This window comes from Nitrococcus mobilis Nb-231 (assembly GCF_000153205.1).
GTDB lineage: Bacteria > Pseudomonadota > Gammaproteobacteria > Nitrococcales > Nitrococcaceae > Nitrococcus > Nitrococcus mobilis.
The window spans coordinates 394,141-410,493 of record NZ_CH672427.1; the positions used below are offsets into that span (position 1 = coordinate 394,141).

General features: G+C 59.8%; 12 protein-coding genes. 11 read left to right on the forward strand and 1 reads right to left on the reverse strand.

What is annotated here, in order from left to right:
* Positions 1–164 precede the first annotated feature (164 nt).
* The 3 genes from NB231_RS01790 (at position 165) to nadA (ending at position 2,557) form a co-directional block, all read left to right on the forward strand.
* Positions 165–971, forward strand: coding sequence for a DUF4410 domain-containing protein (locus NB231_RS01790; RefSeq protein WP_084766195.1), 807 nt, complete (start codon positions 165–167; stop codon positions 969–971).
* A 258-nt stretch (positions 972–1,229) separates the two neighbouring features.
* Positions 1,230–1,481, forward strand: coding sequence for an NrtR DNA-binding winged helix domain-containing protein (locus NB231_RS20195; protein ID WP_408634351.1), 252 nt, complete (start codon positions 1,230–1,232; stop codon positions 1,479–1,481).
* The gene (nadA, locus tag NB231_RS01800; RefSeq protein WP_004999253.1) at positions 1,478–2,557 is read left to right on the forward strand and encodes a quinolinate synthase NadA; all 1,080 of its coding nucleotides are present in this window, start codon (positions 1,478–1,480) and stop codon (positions 2,555–2,557) included. Before NB231_RS20195 ends, nadA begins: the two co-directional genes overlap by 4 nt.
* Positions 2,558–2,611: 54 nt before the next feature.
* On the opposite strand, the gene NB231_RS01805 is transcribed toward nadA, so the two are convergent.
* Entirely contained in the window at positions 2,612–4,021 is a 1,410-nt protein-coding gene (locus tag NB231_RS01805) for a phospholipase D-like domain-containing protein (protein WP_004999254.1), read from the reverse strand.
* A gap of 476 nt (positions 4,022–4,497) precedes the next feature.
* Between NB231_RS01805 and NB231_RS01810 the strand changes: the two genes are divergently transcribed.
* The 8 genes from NB231_RS01810 to NB231_RS01845 all read left to right on the forward strand — a co-directional run bounded on the left by NB231_RS01810 (position 4,498) and on the right by NB231_RS01845 (position 16,234).
* The gene (locus NB231_RS01810) at positions 4,498–4,992 is read left to right on the forward strand and encodes a tellurite resistance TerB family protein (RefSeq protein WP_004999255.1); all 495 of its coding nucleotides are present in this window, start codon (positions 4,498–4,500) and stop codon (positions 4,990–4,992) included.
* A gap of 134 nt (positions 4,993–5,126) precedes the next feature.
* Positions 5,127–5,612 (forward strand): hypothetical protein, encoded by a 486-nt coding sequence (locus tag NB231_RS01815; RefSeq protein WP_004999256.1) that lies wholly within the window; start codon positions 5,127–5,129, stop codon positions 5,610–5,612.
* An 18-nt stretch (positions 5,613–5,630) separates the two neighbouring features.
* Positions 5,631–6,410 carry an SDR family oxidoreductase gene (locus NB231_RS01820; RefSeq protein WP_040661570.1) on the forward strand — a complete coding sequence of 260 codons (780 nt, stop codon included), beginning with the start codon at positions 5,631–5,633 and terminating at the stop codon, positions 6,408–6,410.
* Between the two features lie 226 nt (positions 6,411–6,636).
* The gene (locus NB231_RS01825) at positions 6,637–7,383 is read left to right on the forward strand and encodes a phosphoadenylyl-sulfate reductase (protein ID WP_004999258.1); all 747 of its coding nucleotides are present in this window, start codon (positions 6,637–6,639) and stop codon (positions 7,381–7,383) included.
* Positions 7,384–7,614: 231 nt separating this feature from the next.
* Entirely contained in the window at positions 7,615–8,805 is a 1,191-nt protein-coding gene (locus NB231_RS01830) for a patatin-like phospholipase family protein (RefSeq protein WP_040661573.1), read from the forward strand.
* Between the two features lie 227 nt (positions 8,806–9,032).
* Positions 9,033–13,646 (forward strand): LAGLIDADG family homing endonuclease, encoded by a 4,614-nt coding sequence (locus NB231_RS01835; RefSeq protein ID WP_198007212.1) that lies wholly within the window; start codon positions 9,033–9,035, stop codon positions 13,644–13,646.
* A gap of 80 nt (positions 13,647–13,726) precedes the next feature.
* A complete protein-coding gene (locus NB231_RS01840; RefSeq protein ID WP_004999265.1) occupies positions 13,727–14,431 on the forward strand; it encodes a TSCPD domain-containing protein in 705 nt (234 codons plus the stop codon).
* Between the two features lie 285 nt (positions 14,432–14,716).
* Positions 14,717–16,234 carry an ATP-binding protein gene (locus NB231_RS01845; RefSeq protein WP_004999266.1) on the forward strand — a complete coding sequence of 506 codons (1,518 nt, stop codon included), beginning with the start codon at positions 14,717–14,719 and terminating at the stop codon, positions 16,232–16,234.
* Positions 16,235–16,353 lie beyond the last annotated feature (119 nt).

Below are 16,353 nucleotides of genomic sequence, written 5' to 3' on the forward strand. Positions count from 1 at the left end.
CTGATAGCGGGCAAGGATGCGGCGGGATGGCGACATCGCGCTGCCCGCATCGTCTAGTGCCTTGAGTGGGGGCGTTCTGAGCAAAACATACGTAAACGGCCGGGCTATAAATTCAAACATTTTAGAAGCCATCTGGCGCACTGCAAAAAAAAGGAGAATCCACCATGAATCATCTAACCGGCCGAAGCGGGCCGCGTCATTTTTCGCCCCCCGCTTCGGCTAGACTATCGAGTGAATCGGTAACGCTCCGCAAGTACTTTTCATTAACCGTTCTGTGCTTGCTGAGCATAGGCTTGGTTTTCGGTTGCACTTCCACCAAGATCACCGACCGCGAGCATCCCGCGACGGAGCAGCTTCCGCAGCTTCCGCGACCCAATCACATATTTGTTTACGATTTTGCCGCCACGCCAGCCGATGTGCCCGCCTATTCCAACATTGTCAGCCAATACTCGGTGGCGGCCACAGCCCAAACACCTGAGCAGATCGAGCTCGGCCGGAAGGTAGGTGCCGAGCTTGCGACGCAGTTGGCCGAGGCGATCCGCGAGATGGGAATGCCTGGGGTACACGCCGATCGAGGGGCGATGCCCGAAGTCAACGACATTATATTGCGTGGTTACATTGTCGCCGTCGACGAGGGTAGTAGGATCAAGCGCGTTACGATTGGTTTTGGTTCTGGCGCGTCCGCGATGAAAGCAGCCCTAGAAGGGTTTCAAAAGACGGCTCAAGGTATGCGTAAGATCGGCGGCGGGGCCGTGCAAAGCGGCGGCGGTGGTGCTACTCCGGGCGGGGCTGTGGGGGCGGCCGCCTTTGTAGCTACCGCGAATCCGGTGGGGTTGATCGTCTCCAGCGCAGTGAAAGTGAGTGGCGAGGTAACCGGCAGCAGCGAAATCGAAGGTCGAGTCGAGGATGCTGTCGAAGAAATCGCCAAAGCGCTCAAGCAGCGTTTTCAGGAGCAAGGTTGGATCGACTGAGGCGGATGGATACGATAATGCCCTGCACGGATTCCCGTGTAGGGCATTGACGCTATTATGGACCGAGGGATCGGCGCTTCGGCTGGGTGCGGCGGGCCGCTGTACTGGGTGATGGTTTGGCAAGTGCTGGTCGGCGGCTCGTAATTCACTGGGGTTGACTTTCGATCATGCCAATACCATTTACCGATTTAGCGTGGTGTGGGTGCGCCGATCGGCAGTGAGGGCCGAGTTTTCTGTGATTATGTCGTAATGGATGCCATGGCGGGACAATTTCAGCTGGTCCCAGGCGGTGCGCCCCTTAATCCTTACGAATCGCTGGGCAAGTGCAACTTCCGCAAGCGGTTGCAAGCATTAGGTTGCATCGAGGCAACCGATGAGATGTCCCGACCCGGCGGGCACCGGCCACCCCGGCTGTATCGGGGCAGGCAGTTCAATCGGCTACGATTTATTAAACAAGGCCCGCGATCCAGTGTTTCGAGCCGGGTCGCCACGGAGGTCAAAGCAATATGACACACCCGCAGGCGATGCCCCGGGAGCAGACGGTTCGTTATCTGCGCGAGCGCGCCTTCGAGGCGGACGAAGATCTTGCGCCGGCTGAGCGTGAAGCGTTAACGGAGCGTATCCGCACGCTGTTACGGGAGCGCAACGCGGTGCTCGTCGCCCATTATTACACCGCGCCCGATATTCAAATCCTCGCCGATGCGACCGGTGGGCATATCTCTGATTCCCTCGATATGGCCCGCTTCGGAGCCGAGCACCCGGCCGAGACCCTGGTGGTGGCGGGGGTTCGTTTCATGGGGGAAACGGCCAAGATTTTGACCCCCGAGAAGCGGGTGATCATGCCCGAGTTGGAGGCTACCTGCTCGCTCGATGTCGGCTGTCCGCCCGAGGAGTTCGCCGCTTTCTGTGATCAACACCCCGAGCACACGGTGGTGGTTTATGCCAATACCAGCGCTGCTGTCAAGGCACGGGCCGATTGGGTGGTGACTTCGAGCATTGCCGTCGACGTCGTCCGCCATTTGCATGGGTTGGGAAAGAAAATTCTTTGGGCGCCGGACCGCCACCTCGGTGACTACATTCGCCGCCAGACCGGTGCCGATATGTTGCTCTGGGAGGGTGCCTGCATCGTCCACGAGGAGTTCAAGGCGCGGGAGCTGCAGCAGTTGCGGGCGCAATACCCGCAAGCCAAGGTGCTGGTGCATCCGGAATCGCCGGCCGCTGTGATCGCGCAGGCCGATCGGGTCGGCTCGACCACCCAGCTGCTCAAAGCGGTCGTAGAGATGTCGGCGCCGGTATTCATCGTCGCCACGGACAACGGCATTTTCCATAAGATGCGCGAGGCGGCCCCGGAGAAGACCTTGTTGGAGGCGCCGACTGCAGGCAAAAGCGCAACTTGCCAGAGCTGCGCGCACTGCCCGTGGATGGCGATGAACGGGTTGCGCAATTTGGCGGGTGCCCTGGAGCGTGTGGACAATGAGATTTTTGTTGATCCGGCAATCGCCGCGCAGGCAAGGATTTCGTTGGGGCGGATGCTGGAGTTCGGGCGGCAGCGCCGCACGCCGATCCACGGGGCCGGTGATGCTTGAACGGCCAAGGAGGGCCTACAGCGCCCGTTTGCTTGGCCCTTGATCTCGCCCGTCTCATAGATGCGGCGTGAACAGCCAGCAGAACGCATCTCGTACGCGGGCTGGAAAGGGCCGTTCATCGAGTTCCCGCAGCGTGACCTCGCGGCTGCCCAGGCGAACCTGGTCGACATGGTAGGCAAGCCCTCCGCCGACGCCCGGGTCGTAGACTTCCGCCACCAGCTCGAAATTCAGATACAGGCTGCGTGGGTCCAGGTTGGCCGAGCCGATCTGCGCGTAATGACTGTCGACCACGAACAATTTGGTATGGCTGAAGGGCGGGGGGCGATAGTAGACGTGTACACCCCAATCGATCAGTTGCCAGAGCATATTCCGGGTCGCCCAGTGCATGAAGGGTAGGTTGTTTTGCTCCGGCAAGACGATGTCCACTCGGATGCCTCGAATGGCGGCGGCCTGTAAAGCCGAAATCAGCTCACGCGGAGGCAGGAAATAGGGCGTCATGATCGCAATACGGTGACGGGCCGCGGCGATGGCCCCCACCAGTACCATAGCCAGCCGGTTGAGGCTCTCATGAGGACCGTCGATGATTGTTCGGCAAAAGGCGTTGCCCGCTGCAGCAGGTGGCGGGTGTTCGGGCAGCCGAGAATCACCCGTGGTGAACAGCCAATCGCTGAGAAAGACGGATTCGATTTGGCGGGCCACTGGGCCTTCGATGCGAAAGTGCATGTCCGTGATCCCGCGACGGCCGTCGTAGCGGTGAATCAGGTGCCGATCACCGATGTTCATTCCACCGATGAAGGCGGTATCGCCATCGACGGCGAGGATTTTGCGATGATTGCGCAGGTTAAGTAGCAGCCGCGGTGGCAGCAGCCGCGGTGGCAGGAAGACGGCGACTCGAACGCCGCAGCGGTGCAATATGGAGCGGATGCGTGGCAATGAGTACCACTCGCCGGCGCCGTCGAGCAGCACGCGGACATCCACACCACGAGCGACGGCCCGCGCCAAAGTGTCCGCGAACTTCCGCCCGGTACGGTTGCTCTCGAAGATATAGGTTGATAGGAAAACCGTGCGTTGCGCGTGCTCGATTGCATCCAGCATCGCCGGGTAGGCGCTCTCGCCGTTGTGCAACGTCTCGACGCGGTTATCCGGCATCAGCGGTAGTCCGGTGACGGCCAGCGAGATCCGTGCCTGCTGTGAGAATTCAGGTGGCACCCGGTTGCTACGCTCGAGTTTCGCGGCGCCATTGTGCCGCGGCTTTGGTTCGGCGCGTAACGCCCGGGCACGCATGTGGATGCGGTTAATGCCGAGGAGAAAATAGAGCAACGGTCCGAGTATGGGAAACAGTAAACATACGGCGATCCAGCCAAATGCCGCCGTTGGTTCGTGCTTATTGAGCAAAGCGTGTAAGGCGGTGCCGGTTGCGAAAAGACCATTTACGAAGGCACCGATCCAATACACGATTTCCATGCGCTTCCTCAGTTTTCAGCCTGCTGCCTCATGCAGCAGGGCCTGTAATCCGCTGGAGGCGCCGAGCGGGCCGCGCTCGAGGCTCTTGAATCAATTTCCGATGCGATCAATAGTATTCTATAAAGCGAACAGACGGTCGAAACCGCCGCGATCGACGCCTAAGAGGGTGGTGATTCCGGTGATTTCGTTGGGCGGCGCAGGTATCGCTATCACTCTGGGGCTAAGAGCGGGGCAAGCACTACGGCATCGTGCGCTTGCGACTCGACGAAGCCGCGGTGGGTACGAGACTTGCTTTTACGCGCAAGATTGTAACGTCACCGATTCGCTTGGCACGTAGGGTACGGCATGGAGTAGCTGGCGTCGAGACGACGCGTTCGTTGCCTCAGGCGCACCACGTCCTCTACGGATTTAGTATGGGAGCCACTCCAGTCAATATAGAACCACGCTAAAAACTCGGAGAATTAACGGGAGCCATCATGCTGGAGGCCATCAAGCACTTCTATGCAGACCATATCAGTCCCACCAGTGCTACCAGCCAAGTTTCGCCCCAGCGTAGACTGCAACTCGCGACCGCGGCGCTGCTCCTCGAAGTGGCACAGGCCGACAATGAACGTCATAGCGTCGAGTTCCAGGCTATCCACGAGGGTATCCGCGAAGTGTTCAATCTCACGGACGAGGATACCATTGCGCTAATCGAACTCGCCGATCGCGAGGCGCATGAGACGACGGATAATTTCGAGTTCACCAATCTCATAGACGAGCAATACGATTACGCTGAGAAATGCCAAGTGGTGGAGCTGCTGTGGCGCGTATGCCTTGCCGACACCGAAATGGACCGCTACGAAGAGCATTTGGTACGCAAAATCGCGGGTCTTCTGCACGTGGAACACAAGGATTTCATCGCGGCCAAGCTGCGTGTCCAGCGTCGTTACAGTCGCGGCTATTACCGTGACTTCGATCGCTACGAATGATCTACAGCGATCGCAAGCGCATAGACGTGCCTACTACGGTTAGGCCGTGGTGGCTGGGCGGGCAGAGTGGCCGCTGCGCCAGATTAGCCGGAGCTCGGTTGCTGCAGCCAATGTTTTGGGAGTTAAGCTAGCCGATGGTCGGTTATCGTGCTCGACAGCTCGCGGCCATCCGCGATGCCGTTGCCGCAGCACGCGAGGCGCTGCGCTGCAACGGCACCGATGATCCGTTGGTATTCGCCAGGGCCTTCGTTGCCCAGGGTGGTATCCAACTGCCGGGTCGTGCCGACGACGTGGCTGCGAGGCGCTCGCTCGGCGAGCAGCTGCTCCGGGCGCTTGCCAGCGGAGTTCGTCATCGTCCGGAGAATCCCGACTTGCAGCGCGAGATCGACCGGGTTCATAACGAGGTGCAATGGGTTGCGGCGCAGCGCGATGACAAAATCGTGGGGTTTTTTTTGCAGCTGCCGACGCAGGCCCGGCGCAGTCCGACCGTGGAGGCGCTTAGCCATAGCAACAGCGGTCTCGGCCCCGGCGTGTTTCGCAAGGGGGATATCGTAGTCTTGCAGCCTGAATGCGACGGAGCGCGTTTCATTGCGGTCCTTGAAGACGAGATCGAGTGTTGACGCTCGGGGGAGGGCGTGGTGAATGCAACGGCCCTGATCACGGGCGCCTCGAGCGGTTTCGGTGAAGCGCTCGCTCGCCGGTTTGCCAACGAGGGTTGGCGTTTGGTGCTCGTCGCGCGGCGCTTCGGGCGGTTACAAAGGCTTCAAGAAGAGCTCGGCGGGCCGGCGAAGGTTCATATAATAGAGCTGGACGTGCGAGATCGCGCGGCCGTGGTAGCAAAGCTCGGCGAGCGGCCGGCACCGTTTCTCGACGTGAGCTTGCTGGTCAACAATGCCGGGCTGGCGTTAGGACTCGAACCGGCGTGGCAAGCCGACCCGGATGACTGGGATACGATGGTCGACACCAACATCAAGGGTCTGTTGTATGTCACCCGTGCCATTCTGCCTGGAATGGTGAAGCGCAACCGTGGCCACGTGGTCAACCTGGGTTCGATCGCCGGGAGTTGGCCTCATCCTGGTGCCCATGTCTATGGGGCGAGCAAAGCCTTCGTGCAGCAATTCTCGCGCAATCTGCGCGCCGATCTCATCGGTACCCGGATTCGGGTGACCAATATCGAGCCTGGGCTGTGTGAGACCGAATTCTCGTTCGTACATTTTAAGGGTGATCGGGCGAAAGCCGAGGAGCTTTATCGAGGTAACGACCCACTCGTGCCGGAAGATATCGCAGAGATCATCAACTGGGTGGTAAAAATGCCCTCGCAGGTGAATATTAACAGCATCGAGGTCATGCCGATCACCCAAACCTGGGGCGCATTGCCGGTTAAACCGGTTCGTGCCCCATCGGGCGGGAAGCCATGATGCGCACGTTGCGTGCGGTTACGTACAGAAGGGCGTGAAGCGATACCCTTGAGTGATTCATGGCGGCCAGATAGCGCCACGAGCGCGGCGCCGAGACATTTTTATAACATAATAGATTAAAGTTAGAGGTATTCATTCCTTCCCAATATGGGCTCGCATCCGTAATTTCCTTACTAACTTACCGATTTTCCCGGTGATGCCCAGGGGGGCATGCCTACCGAAGGGGATGGTGATGAATAGGGCGGTGCGAGTTCTGAGGGAAGAGCAAATGGTTCTCGATCCGGAACAGCTGGATCTCGATCGCATCAACTCAGAGCTGGAACAGGCGGATGCCGAGAGCCGAATCGCCTGGGCTTTGCAAGCGTTTGGTCGCCGCGTGGTGCTCTCCTCGAGCTTCGGAGCCCAGTCCGCGGTGATGCTGCACATGGTCAGCCGGCAGCGGCCCGATATCCCAGTGATCCTAATCGATACCGGCTATCTGTTTCCGGAAACCTACCGGTTCGTCGATGAACTGACAGAACAGTTGTCACTCAACCTGAAGATTTATCGCTCCGAGCTGACGCCGGCCTGGCAAGAAGCGCGCTACGGCAAGCTCTGGGAACAAGGTGTAGAAGGAATCGAGCGCTATAACCGGATCACCAAGATCGAGCCAATGCAGCAGGCGCTGCGCGAACTCGACGCCCACGCCTGGCTTGCCGGCGTGCGTCGCCAACAGGCACGGACTCGGCAATTCCTGCCAGTCGTGGGGCTTCAGAATGGGCGAGTGAAGGTGCACCCCATCGTCGACTGGACCGATCGCCATGTCTATGATTACCTCATAAGCCATGATTTGCCCTATCACCCGCTTTGGCACGAGGGCTATGTCTCCATCGGCGATATCCATACCACGTTGCCATTGGCTGAGGGTATGGAGGAGGAGGAGACGCGGTTTTTTGGTCTGAAGCGCGAGTGCGGCCTCCACAAATACGCCTGAATTTACCCGCTCGATAAATCGCGCCCGCCTGTGCTGCCTGGATTCCGCGCTGGCAGCGCCCATACGCAGCGGGGCTCCACGATCGATCGCCGCTCGCCCCCGGCCAGCGTTCTGTGTTTTGCTGCCACAGGCTTGCCAAACCGGCGTCTCTGCTGGTACTCATGCTGCTAGGAATCGCCAGCAAGATGGTTGCACCGAGGAGAGGCGTTGTCTGGGCGCGGGACCAGTAGTGTGACAAAGCCAACCGTTGGCCTCGTGTTGCCCGGAGGTGGAGCGCGGGCCGCTTATCAAGTGGGTGTCCTAAAGGCGGTAGCGGATATGTTGCCCCCACGGGCGCGCAATCCCTTCCCAGTGATTTGCGGCACCTCGGCCGGGGCCATCAATGCCGCCGTCGTGGCGACGCACACCGCCCATTTTCGCGCCGGCATCCGTGGGTTGGAGATCATTTGGAGTAACTTCCATGCACACCACATTTACGTCACCCGCTTCAGCAGGTTAACTCTCAACGCGGTACGTTGGCTGATTGCGCTGTTCTTCGCCGGGATCGGCGCCCGCCGTCCGGTGTCATTGCTCGATAACGAGCCTTTGCGCGCACTGCTCGCCCGTCGGCTTCGGTTCGAGCGTATCAACCGGGCCATCGAAGTAGGGGGGCTGCGAGCACTGGCCATTACGGCATCGAGCTATGGCAGCGGCGAATCGGTGAGCTTCTTTCAAGGTAGTCCGGAGCTGCATGGTTGGCGCCGGGCGCGGCGAGTGGGTAGGCCGGCACAGATACGCCTTGAACACCTTTTGGCCTCAGCAGGCATTCCGGCCATTTTTCCCGCAGTGGCGATCAACCGGGAGTATTTCGGTGACGGCTCGATACGGCATTTAGCGCCGATCAGCCCGGCGCTTCATTTGGGCGCCAATCGTATCTTAGTCATCGGAGTGGGCGAGGACAGCCGGCAATCGCCGAAGTACAAGGAAGCGTTGTTGCGTCCGCCCTCGCTTGCCCAGATCGCTGGCCATCTGCTGGACAGCGCCTTTTTGGATACGCTGGAGGGGGATCTCGAGCGCGTAGAGCGGATTAATCGTACCGTCTCCCTGATTCCTGAAGAGATCCGCCGACGGGAAAATGTGGGATTGCACCCGGTGGAGGTGCTCACCATCTCGCCCAGCGATTCGCTGACCGCTATCGCCGCTCGCCACGCTTATGAGCTACCATTATCAATGCGGTTTTTCCTGCGCGGCAGTGGTGCCACCAAATCCTCGGGCTCCACCGTGATGAGTTATCTGCTTTTCGAGCGGGGTTATTGCCGGGAACTGATCAATCTCGGCTACGCCGATGCCCTCCGCCAGAAAAACAAAATCCTGCCTTTCCTAGGGTACGCTCCGGTAGCCGTCTATGGAGCGGTTGACTCTCCGCAGCAGGATTTTCGGTAACGACCGATTCCGATGAAAGACGCAGACGCCCGGTCTGTGGGGGGCGCCTCCGAGTCGATTGATAGCCTCTATCAGGCAATGTGAATAAACTATTAAGTACAACATATTGGGCTTGACCAAATCCTGATAGCATATATGTTGTATATGAAATCGATTGTGCGTGGTGGTTATTTCGCGGTTAACGGCCCCGGAATGGGTTGTGACAGAACCAAAGGAGCATGTTGTCTATGGCCAAAGCAGCGCAGGCTGGCGTGGCGCCGGAAACCGTTGCAGACATTCCTCTGCAGCCCGCTTCTCAGGACATATGGGATACCAAATACCGGCTGAAGACGAAAGCGGGTCAGATCCTCGATGAGACTTTGGGTGCCACCTTCCAGCGGGTGGCCCGGGCGCTTGCCGACATCGAGCAGACCCCGGAACAGCGCGCGCAGTGGTACGAGAAATTCATCTGGGCGCTGCGCCACGGGGCTATCCCGGCCGGGCGCATCATCTCAAACGCCGGGGCTTGGGCGCACAAACCGGCCACCTCCACCATCAATTGCACCGTCTCGGCGACCATCGAAGACTCGATGGACGATATCCTGGGTAAGGTCCATGAAGCCGGCCTGACGCTGAAGGCCGGTTGTGTTGCGGCTACCAGCCGGGTCGTCACCGAACACGGGGTGGTCAGCGCCGCGCGCGCTGTGCGCGAGCGCCACGCTCGGATGCTCTGCTATGACCGCGAGCGCAAACGCTTCGAGATGCGGCGCATCGAGCGCCATATGACCACCCACGTGCCGCGTCAGGAGAATATCGAGATCGTCTCCAACGCGGCGGCGCTCAAGACCTCCATCCGGCACCCGGTGTTGATCTATCGACAGAACCGGCTGCGCTATGTTCGCGCCGATGAGGTCCGCCAGAGCGACGCTTTGGTCCACTATGGTTTCTCCTGGACGGCTGAGCAAACGAGCGCGTTGCAAGCGTGGCACGCGGGTGTGCGCTTGGCGCGCGGGCGTGGGGTTCGCTCGTGCTCGGCGCAGTCGCTGCCGCCTCCCCTGGTGCGGTTTCGGTTGCCCTGGGCACAGATCACTGCAACGCGGCTGTTCTTTAAGCTTCGCGCGGGCGGTCGGGATCTGATCAAACGTGATTGGGAACTCGTAGGGGCCTTTTGGGCCCAGTCGCCGCAGATGGCCGTGGTTGACACGCCGCCGGACACACCGGCCTGGAACTATCCGATCGCGGCCTTCGAGGCGGAAGCGACGGAAGCGGCGGATGGCGATGACGGGCCGGTCGGGAAGGCACGTGGCGCCCAGTTGCCTGAATGGGTCGCCGCGCAGCCGCAAAAGTACTTCCTGCCGTTTCTCGCCGGCCTAATCGAGGCTTGCGGCACCGTAAGCGGTGAATGCGGCAGCGTCGCTCTCGTCTTGTCCAGCCCAGCGCTGGCCGAGCGGCTCATAGGGCTGCTGGGTTTGTTCGGCGTGCGCGGGGTGATCATGCCGCGCGCCCATCATGGAGGGCGTGTCTTCCAACCGGCCCGCGCTGAACCGGCACCGGACGGCGTACTGCTCAAGATCACCGACACGGCCTTTCTGGCACGCGTAGCCAGCTACATGGCGGCCGGGGGCACGCGCGAACGGATCATCGAACATTGCAGCCAGGCTGGGCAATACGATCACTACGTGCTGCCGGGCGAGCTCGCCGAGGCACTGGAGCGCAAGGACGCGGTGCTGAACCGCACGGAGCGCCAGGCGCTCGGCTTCTATCATGGTTATCATCGTCGGGCCGTGGTCAGCCGGATCTGGTTGGAGCGCTGGAGCGCGTGCTTCCCCGAGCTGGGTGCGCTGATCGCCTTTGCCCGCACCCTGCGCCCCGTCGACGCCATCCGGCGCGGGCTGGACATTGCCGAGACCTTCTACGATTTTACGGTCGAAAAGCACAGCAACTATCTGGCCGGCGAAAACGGTCTAATGGTGATCCACAACTGCGGTATCGGTTACGAATTCTCCACCCTGCGGCCGAAGGGCGCCTATGTCTGCGGGGCCGGGGCCTACACCTCGGGGCCGCTGTCGTTCATGGACATCTACGACAAGATGTGCTTCACGGTGTCCTCTGCCGGTGGGCGGCGCGGGGCGCAGATGGCTACCTTCGATGTTGGGCATCCGGATGTGCTCGATTTTATCCGCGCCAAGCGCGAAGCCGGCCGGCTGCGGCAATTCAATCTCTCGCTGCTGATCACCGATGAGTTCATGAAGGCCGTAGAGCGCGGCACCGACTGGCCGCTCGCCTTCCCGTTGAGCGCGCAGGAGGCGTCGGTCGACGGCATCGACCTCGATGACCCCGAGCAGGTGGTCTGGCGTGAGTGGCCGAGCCCGCAAACTTATGTGACGCGCAAGGACGGCTTGGTCGCCTGCCGAATCTTTCGCCGGATCAAGGCCCAGCGTATCTGGGACATGATCATGACGGCCACCTACGACTACGCCGAGCCGGGCTTCATCCTGATCGACCGGGTCAACGAGCTGAACAACAATTGGTTTTGCGAGGAGATCCGCGCGACCAACCCGTGCGTGACGGCCGATACCCGGCTCCATACCCAGCATGGGCTGGTGCCGATCGGTGAGCTGCAGGCAGCCGGCGTGCCGATCGAGGCCACGGTGGACAAGCGCGCCCTCGGTGCGGGGCGCGGTACGGTGGCTCGGGCGGCGAAACCGGCCTTCATGACGGCACGGCAGGCCGATGTCTATCGCGTGGTCACCGAGGATGGCTACGAGATCAAGGCCACCGAGTGGCACGATTTCTACACCGAGCGCGGCAAGATCAAGCTGCGCGATCTCAAGGCGGGGGATCGCCTGCTGGTGCAGTCCGGCAGGGGCCAGTTCGGCGTCGAGGGCTCACTCGAGCTCGGCAAGCTGCTCGGACTTATAACCGGCGATGGTCATTTCACCAACCGCGGCAGTGGCAAAGAAGCCGTGGTGATCAACTTTTGGGGGCAGGAGCGCTCGTTGGCCGATGCCGTGGCCGGCTATGTGAACAGCTTGATTGCCGAGGTGGCTGTCACCGAGCGGCACTATCGAGTAGCCGCCGTCGCGGTGCCGCAGCGCCAGCAGGTATTTATCCGCTCTATCCTGCTCGCCCGCGTGCTCGCACACTATGGGTTCACCCGCCACAGCAAGCTGCGCGTGCCCGAGGTCATTTGGCGCGGCTCGCAGGAATGCGTCAAGGCCTACCTGCAGGGGCTGTTCCAGACCGACGGCACCGTCAACATCTCCAGCAAGAGCCTGAGTTGCTCGATCCGGCTGGCGTCCAGCCACCCGAGCCTGCTCAAGGACGTGCAGATGCTGTTGGCGAACTTCGGTGTGTTCTGCCGCCTCCGGGCGCGCCGCAAAGCCGGCTCCCGGAGGCTGCCCGACGGTCGCGGCGGCAGCCGGGAGTACGAGTGCCGCGCCGACCATGAGCTGATCATCGATGGCGAGTCCCGCGAGGTCTTCATGCGGGAGATCGGCTTCCTGCTCGACTACAAGAACGCGCGTTACCGCCAATGGAGCAAGGGACGGGTTCTGCGCAAAACGCAGCGCTTTGCCAGCCGTATTGCTTCCATCACCTACGCGGGCCGCGAGCCGGTCTATGACACAACGCAATCGGACAAAAATACAGTTATTTTCAATGGCTTGGTGACAGGGCAATGCGGCGAGCAACCTCTCCCGGAGTTCGGTGCCTGCCTTTTAGGCTCGGTCAATCTCACCAAGTTCGTCCGTGAGCCGTTTACCGAGCGGGCCTGGTTCGATTGGGAGGAGTACCGCCGGGTGGTCGCAATCTTCACCCGCATGCTCGACAACGTGGTGGAGATCAACGGTCTGCCGCTCGAGCGTCAGCGTGAGGAAATCCTGCGCAAGCGCCGCCACGGCATGGGCTTTCTCGGGCTCGGCTCGGCGCTCACCATGCTGCGCATGCAATACGGTGCGCCGGACTCGCTCGCTTTCACCGAGCGCGCCGCCAAGGAGATGGCGCTGGCCGGCTGGCGTGCCGGTCTCGAACTCGCCGAAGAAAAGGGGCCCGCGCCGATCATGGACGAGGAGTTCACGCTGACCGAGGCGCTGCTCGCCAAACGCCCGGAGATGCGAAAGGACGGCTACCGGGTGGGTCAGAAGGTCAAGGGCCGGGTGCTCTGGGCACGCTACAGCCGCTACATGCAGCGCATCGCCGAGGCGGACCCGGAGCTCGTCGAGCGGCTCGCGGAGCAGGGCGCGCGGTTTACCCACCACAGCTCCATCGCGCCGACCGGGACCATCTCGCTCTCGCTCGCCAACAACGCCTCCAACGGCATCGAGCCGAGCTTTGCGCACCACTATTTCCGTAACGTGATCCGAGCGGGGCGCAAGTCGAAGGAGAAAATCGATGTCTACTCCTTCGAGCTGCTGGCGTACCGCCACTTCGTCGATCCGCAGGCCCTGCCGAGCATGGACCCCCAAACCCGCAACCTGCCTGATTACTTCATCACCGCGGATGACATCACCCCGCAGCAGCACGTGGACATTCAGGCCGCGGCGCAGAAGTGGATCGATTCCAGCATCTCTAAGACCGCCAATGTGCCCACGGATTACCCCTACGAGGACTTCAAGGGCATCTATCGCTACGCCTATCAGCAGGGGCTCAAGGGCTGCACGACGTTCCGCTTCAACCCGGAGGCCTTCCAGGGTGTGTTGGTCAAGGAGCAGGATCTAGCGAGCACGACCTATCGCTTCCAGCTCGAAGACGGGCAGGTGATCGAGGCCAAAGGCGGCGATGAGATCGAATACGACGGCGAGATCCACACCGCCGCCAATCTCTACGATGCGCTGAAGGAAGGCTACTACGGCAAGTGGTAATCGCAGTGGCTCCTTGACTGCACCCGGTTTCGGGAATGTAAGCCGACTCTGCAATCGACAGCGAAGCGAGTAACCCGACGATGGCGATCAAAATCGACAGTAAGATCATCGACTACGATGTCGCCAAGGCCGACGCCGAGCGAACCCAAGGGTCGGGCGGTGACATCGAACAGATGCACGAGAAGATCCAGCGCCCGGAAGCGCTGGTGGGGCGGACCTACAAGATCAAGACTCCGCTCTCCGAGCACGCCCTCTACGTCACGATCAACGACGTGGTGCTGAATCCGGGAACACCGCACGAGGTGCGTCGGCCCTTCGAGATCTTCATCAACTCGAAGAACATGGATCACTTCCAGTGGATCGTGGCGCTGACCCGGATCGTCTCGGCGGTATTCCGCAAGGGCGGCGACTGCACCTTCCTGGTGGAAGAACTGCGCTCGGTGTTCGACCCGCGCGGCGGCTACTTCAAGCGCGGCGGCCGGTTCATGCCCTCGCTGGTGGCCGAGATCGGCGATGTCATCGAGCAGCACCTCAAAAGCATCGGCCTGCTCGACGAGAACACCCTGGATGCGCACCAGCAGGCCTTCGTCCAAGCCAAGCGCGCGGAGTTCGACTCCCGCCAGGCGCCGGTGAGCCAAGTGGCCGCCGACTGCGAGGACAGCGCCAACGGCGAGAGCCCGTATCCGGAGAGCGCCGTCCTGTGCCCCCGCTGCCACACCAAAGCCATGGTCCAGATGGAAGGGTGTCTGACTTGTCTTAGCTGTGGGGAGAGTAAGTGTTCATAAAGCGGATAGTGATAGAGGTATGTACCTGACATGTACCGAACGGAGTTGGCGATGAGCGCGGAAAGCGCGAGATTAGGCACCAAGGCTGACCGGGGCACTCAACAAGCGGAGGGACGGGCTTGATGCCTAATCTCGCGCTCCTTTCGTTCGATTCAGTGCCGGCGCGAAGCACCGCCGAACTGGCGATCGAGTTCCCCATACGCTGGGGCATTGAGCCCCGACGCACGGGGACCGCTCATCGCCAACACCGTTAGATGCCGCGTGGGGGTATAGGGGTAGGACACGATGAAAATAAAAGCCATAACCGTGAACCGGTTCCGTGGCTATTCAAGCCCAGTCACGGTAGATGTTGATGATCTGCTCGTTCTGGTTGGCCGTAACGACATTGGGAAGTCAACGATTCTTGAAGCATTGGATATCTTCTTTAATGAGGGTAAGGGCTGCGTCAAGATCGACAAAGACGACATAAATAAAGATTGTCTTGCTCAGGGCCAGGACTGCATTGAGATTGGCGTTGAGTTTACTGATCTGCCCGCAAACATCGTGATTGACGCCACGAACCAGACGACACTGCAGGAAGAATACTTGCTTACGTCAGCGGGAACCCTGTATGTCGTCAAGAGATACCCAAATGCCGGGAAAGAAAAGGTATTTATCAGGGCTAATCACCCCGCAAATGCAGAATGTGCTGACTTGCTTCTGAAGAAGAATGCTGACCTTAAGAGGATATTGGACGCTGGTGGCTTCGATTGCTCGGATAAGACAAAGAATGCTGAGCTACGTAAGGCTATCTGGCTTGGTCAGGCAAATTTACAGTTAGGCGACTGCGAAATTGAAGTTGCTAAGATTGACGCCAAGAGCATTTGGGAACAGCTCAAGGCATATATGCCGCTGTACACGCTGTTCCAGTCGGATCGAAAAAATAGCGATTCTGATGATGAAGTTCAGGATCCAATGCGAATTGCCGTCAGAGAAATTCTCGGTGATCCACAGATTCAAGCAGACTTGACGCAGGTCACGGACACAGTCAAGGCCCGTCTGGATCAGGTAGCCCAGAGAACCCTACAGAAGCTTGGAGAAATGAACCCGGCCATTGCCAATTCGCTCGATCCTCAAATTCCAGATTTTGCCAGTCTGAAATGGCCGGATGTCTTCAAGAATGTCTCTATTACCGGTGATGATGAAATCCCCATCAATAAGAGAGGAAGCGGAGTAAAGCGCCTCGTTCTAATCAGTTTCTTCCGGGCAGAAGCAGAGAGAAGACAAAATGAGGCAAATTTGCCCGACATCGTATATGCCATCGAAGAACCCGAAACCTCTCAGCACCCAGAACATCAGCGTGCTTTGACCGACGCGCTGATCGCCTTGTCTGAGGCCCAGAACACCCAGGTGTTGCTTACAACGCACAGTCCCGAAATCGTCAAGCGTCTAAAGTTTGAAAACATCATTTTGGTTTCTGATCAAACGCCGGATCGAGTCTCACCGGTGCTTGAGCACGAGCTTCCTTACCCGAGTCTGAATGAGGTGAATTTTTCGGCGTTTGGAGAAGCTTCCTACGAATATCACAATGAGCTTTACGGGTTCATTGAGGCAGAAGGACGCTTGGCTGACTATAAAGTGGGTAAACTACAGCGACAGTACATCCGTCTTCGCAAAGATGGTTCTACGGTGCCACAGCAGGTCATTCTTACAGAGTACATTCGCCATCAAATTCACCATCCAGAGAACGAGCACAATGCATTGTTTACCGCCGATGAACTCACAGAATCCATTGAGGCTATGCGGCAGTTTCTCCAGGTTTGAGGCGTTGGGAGAGGCGGCATCTAACTAATCGCTGCAGGTGACGTTTGACCCGCCACCCACTTTTGCTACCGCAAAAGCGGCTGTCGCCTCAAACGCACCTGAGCTCAGGCGTTCGGTGA